Consider the following 4748-nt stretch of genomic DNA (forward strand, 5'->3'; position numbering starts at 1 on the left):
CGATCGTAAAGACCCCAACGCACCCTGCATCGGTCTGGTATTGCAGCGCACCCACATCGTCACGGGCGATGCCGCACATTATGTCGCGATGGTGCAGGAACTCGAAGCAATGGGCGCACGGGTAATTCCGGTATTTGCAGGTGGTCTAGACTTCTCCAAGCCGCTGGAAGCCTACTTCTTCGACCCGATCGCCAAAACCGAAGCGATCGTCGATGCAGTCATCTCCCTAACCGGATTTGCACTGGTTGGTGGCCCCGCACGGCAGGATCATCCCAAAGCGATCGACATGCTCAAGCGGTTGAATCGTCCCTATATGGTGGCACTGCCATTAGTCTTCCAAACCACTGAAGAGTGGGAAGAAAGCGACCTCGGTTTACACCCGATTCAAGTAGCTTTACAAATTGCGATTCCTGAGTTGGATGGCGCGATCGAGCCGATCATCTTATCAGGTCGCGACGGTACTACTGGCCGCGCGATCGCCCTCCAAGACCGGATCGAAGCGATCGCGGGACGGGCAATGAAGTGGGCGAATCTACGCCGCAAAGCCAAAGTCGAAAAGAAAGTAGCAATTACGGTCTTCAGTTTCCCACCCGATAAAGGTAACGTCGGTACCGCCGCTTATTTAGACGTATTTGGGTCGATCTTTGAAGTCATGCAGGGCATGAAAAAAGACGGCTATGACGTTCAGGACATGCCAGCATCTTCAAAAGAGCTACTTGAAGCAGTAATTCACGACGCTCAAGCTCAATATAATAGTCCCGAACTGAACGTCGCCTATCGGATGTCCGTGCCCGAATACGAAGCACTGACTCCTTACTCCGAAAAACTCCACGAAAGCTGGGGGCCACCACCAGGTAATCTCAATAGCGACGGTCAAAATCTGGTAATCTACGGTAAACATTTCGGGAATATCTTCATCGGCGTGCAGCCAACCTTCGGTTATGAAGGCGACCCAATGCGGTTGTTATTCTCCCGTTCCGCTAGTCCGCACCACGGTTTCGCAGCTTACTATACGTATCTAGAGAAAGTTTGGGAAGCTGATGCAGTATTGCACTTTGGTACCCACGGTTCGCTCGAATTCATGCCTGGGAAGCAAATGGGAATGTCGAACGAATGTTTCCCCGATAGTTTGATTGGAAATATTCCCAACCTCTACTACTACGCAGCGAATAATCCCAGCGAAGCAACAATTGCCAAACGTCGCTCTTACGCCGAAACAATTTCTTACCTCACGCCCCCAGCGGAAAACGCGGGACTTTACCGAGGTTTACAAGAACTTGGCGAACTCGTCGGTTCCTACCAATCACTGCGCGATAGCGGTCGCGGCGTCCAAATTGTGAATACAATTATGGACAAAGCGCGGATTTGTAACCTCGACAAAGATGTCGAACTGCCCGATGTCGATGCTGGCACGATGGAAATTGAAGTCCGCGATAACATCGTTGGGGCTGTCTATAGCCGCCTGATGGAAATTGAATCGCGCCTCCTGCCCTGCGGATTGCACGTAGTTGGTAAACCACCCACAGCCGAAGAAGCGATCGCCACTCTGGTCAATATCGCATCACTCGATCGTGAAGAAGAAGGACTCAAAGGTTTACCCCGCATCATTACCGACAGTATCGGACGTAGCCTCGAAGAGGTTTATCAAAATAACGATCGCGGTATCCTCGAAGATGTCCAACTGTTGCAAGATATCACGATGGCCGTCCGCGCTGCAGTGACAGCAATAGTATCGCCCCAAGTCAACGATGAAGGTCGCATTTCCCTCGTCGCGCGGTTGAACTTATTCAACATGGGGCCAAAAGAAGCGTGGGTCGAATCTCTCTACGCATCTGGCTACAAACAAGTCAACCTCGAAGAAATCAAACCCCTCTTCGCTTACCTCGAATTTTGCCTCAAACAGGTTTGTGCCGATAACGAACTCGCAGCCCTTCTGCAAGGTTTGGGCGGTGAATATATCCTCCCAGGGCCAGGTGGCGACCCGATTCGTAACCCCGATGTCTTACCCACAGGTAAGAACATGCACGCCCTCGATCCGCAATCTATCCCCACCGAAGCCGCAGTAAAATCTGCGAAAGTGGTAGTGGACAGGTTACTCGATCGGCAAATGCGGGAAAATGGTGGTAAATATCCCGAAACGATCGCCTGTGTCCTCTGGGGTACCGACAATATCAAAACCTACGGCGAATCCCTCGCCCAAATCATGTGGATGGTCGGTGTCAAACCCGTCCCCGATGCCCTCGGTCGGATCAACAAACTCCATATGATCCCCCTCGAAGAACTCGGTCGCCCCCGCATCGATGTCGTCATCAACTGTTCCGGTGTCTTCCGCGACCTGTTCATCAACCAGATGAATCTCCTCGACCAAGCCGTGAAAATGGCCGCCGAAGCCGATGAACCCCTCGAAATGAACTTCATCCGCAAACATGCCTTAGCCCAAGCCGAAGAGATGGGGATCAACCTGCGTCAAGCCGCCACCCGCGTCTTCTCCAACGCCTCCGGCTCATACTCCTCCAACGTCAACCTCGCAGTTGAAAACGGCACCTGGGATAACGAAGGCGAATTGCAAGAGATGTACCTCAACCGCAAATCCTTCGCCTTCAACTCCGACAATCCTGGCGTGATGGACAACGCCCGTCAGATCTTTGAAACTACTCTCAAGACTGCCGAAGTCACCTTCCAAAACCTCGACTCCTCGGAAATCAGTCTGACCGACGTATCCCACTACTACGACTCAGACCCCACCAAAATCGTCGCCAAGTTACGGGATGACGGCAAAATGCCCTCTTCCTTTATCGCTGACACCACCACCGCCAACGCCCAAGTTCGCAGCCTCTCAGAAACCGTCCGCCTCGACGCACGTACCAAGCTGCTCAACCCGAAATGGTACGAGGGAATGCTCTCCCACGGTTATGAAGGCGTCCGCGAACTCTCGAAACGCTTGGTCAATACCAGCGGTTGGAGTGCGACAGCAGGTGCTGTGGATAATTGGGTTTATGAGGAAACCAATGACACTTTCATCAAGGATGCAGACATGTGCAAACGCTTGATGGATCTCAATCCTAACTCGTTCCGTAAGATTGTTTCGACGCTGTTGGAAGTCAATGGACGCGGTTATTGGGAGACTAGTGCAGAGAATCTCGATAAGCTCCGCGACCTCTATCAAGAAGTTGAAGACCGAATTGAAGGTGTTGAGTAGATAGCATCGTTAGAGCAGGGGACAACCCCTGCTTTAGTCGTTATAATTGTCAATAACAAGTCGTGAGTAAAAGAGATAAGCTGTTAGAGAAGATTATTTTAGGAGAATCTGACAATAATATTTCTTTTGACTCTTTATGCAATTTATTAGAATTTTTAGGATTTGAACTCCGAATTAAAGGTAGTCATCATATCTTTATCAAAGAAGGTATTCCCGAAGCAATTAACATCCAGCCTCAAGATGGCAAAGCAAAATCCTACCAGATCGCACAGATTAGGGCAATATTAATCGAGTATCAATTAGGACGGTAGAGAATATATGTTGAAATATCATCTCACTATCTACTGGAGTGAAGCAGATAAAGCTTTTATTGCAGCAGTTCCAGAACTACCTGGCTGCATGGCTGATGGTGCTACCTATGAAGAAGTAATCAAGAATGTTCAGGTAATAATTCAAGAATGGATTGAAGTTGCTATAGAATTCGATCGTCAAATTCCAGAACCAGTATATGGACAAATTTCGGAAAAGGGTTTATTAGTTGATGATTCAGATAGTTCGACCAAACATCAAGCCAAGCGGCAGGAACAGATTTCAATCGCTTAATTTTCAAGAAGAATAGTGGTACCAGCCTTTCAAGAAGCGTTTATATACTTTTTAGATTGTTATCTAAATTGCTCTGGCTGTAGCGAATCTATCCTTAACTGAGACGAATGATTAAGTCTCATATAGTAGTTAATCTAGATTTATCATTACAATTCAATTGCTCACCTTAGCTCGAAAGATGAGTTTTTCACCTTGTCGATAGCCACTGTATCTAACCGTTACTAGATCGCCGAGATTTGCCGTTCCTTCGATTAATTGGTGGCATTGAGGATCGTAGGTAATTTCGGTGCCGATTTCACCAATTGTCGTGACGCCCCATTGTGCGAGTAATCGATCGACCGATTGTACCAGGGGGAAGATTTTACTAACGGGAAAGTTCGGGTTGTTAGTTGCTGCATACTTAGCAGCGGGAAAGTAAGTCAGAAATGATTCTAATGTCTGCAAGCTTTGAGCTTGAAACTCAGATTGGAGCGTCTCCCGTTGCTGTTGCAGTTTTTGCTGGAGATGCTGATATTCTTGTTGGAGTAGTTCTAGTTGTTGTTGCGAACTAGAGCTAGATTGTTCGCCAAACATATCGAGTAGTTCGTTAACAGATATTTGCAGCGTACTGCTAATTTGAACTAATACTTGCCAGCGCAGTGTGCCAATCTCACTCGATCGCAGTTTGCGAATTGTGCGATCGGATGTGCCACTCAATTTAGCTAATTTTCTGAAGCTATTAATGCCGACTTTGTGCATTAATGCTTGTAACTTTAAAGTGCGATCCTCGGCCATGAGCGGCTTTGTCTATAAATTTTCGATAGATACTAAAGTAATTATCGGGGCAATAATCGATCGCCCCGACAATCGATCGATTATTGGTCTAGTAAACTGCGCAACATCCAAGCAGTTTTTTCGTGCAATTGCAACCTTTGGGTGAGTAGATCGGCAGTTGGTTCGTCGCTAG

At 48.1% G+C, this 4748-nt stretch carries 4 protein-coding genes and 1 pseudogene; 3 read left to right on the forward strand and 2 right to left on the reverse strand.

Annotated elements, in window-relative coordinates; translation table 11 throughout:
- The 3 genes from RMO84_RS11975 to RMO84_RS11985 form a co-directional block, all read left to right on the forward strand.
- Positions 1-3199, forward strand: a 3199-nt coding sequence (locus tag RMO84_RS11975) for a magnesium chelatase subunit H (RefSeq protein ID WP_310488687.1), incomplete at its 5' end; no start/stop codon positions are given.
- 62 nt (positions 3200-3261) lie between these two features.
- Entirely contained in the window at positions 3262-3510 is a 249-nt protein-coding gene (locus tag RMO84_RS11980; RefSeq protein ID WP_310488688.1) for a type II toxin-antitoxin system HicA family toxin, read from the forward strand.
- Between the two features lie 7 nt (positions 3511-3517).
- Positions 3518-3802, forward strand: coding sequence for a type II toxin-antitoxin system HicB family antitoxin (locus tag RMO84_RS11985; RefSeq protein ID WP_310488689.1), 285 nt, complete (start codon positions 3518-3520; stop codon positions 3800-3802).
- Between the two features lie 153 nt (positions 3803-3955).
- On the opposite strand, the gene RMO84_RS11990 is transcribed toward RMO84_RS11985, so the two are convergent.
- Both RMO84_RS11990 and RMO84_RS11995 read right to left on the reverse strand, forming a co-directional pair.
- Entirely contained in the window at positions 3956-4576 is a 621-nt protein-coding gene (locus RMO84_RS11990) for a helix-turn-helix transcriptional regulator (protein WP_310488690.1), read from the reverse strand.
- Between the two features lie 80 nt (positions 4577-4656).
- Positions 4657-4748, reverse strand: a pseudogene (locus RMO84_RS11995) (DNA starvation/stationary phase protection protein); the annotation flags it as partial.

Origin of the sequence: Chamaesiphon sp. VAR_69_metabat_338 (assembly GCF_031423935.1) — a bacterium.
GTDB lineage: Bacteria > Cyanobacteriota > Cyanobacteriia > Cyanobacteriales > Chamaesiphonaceae > Chamaesiphon.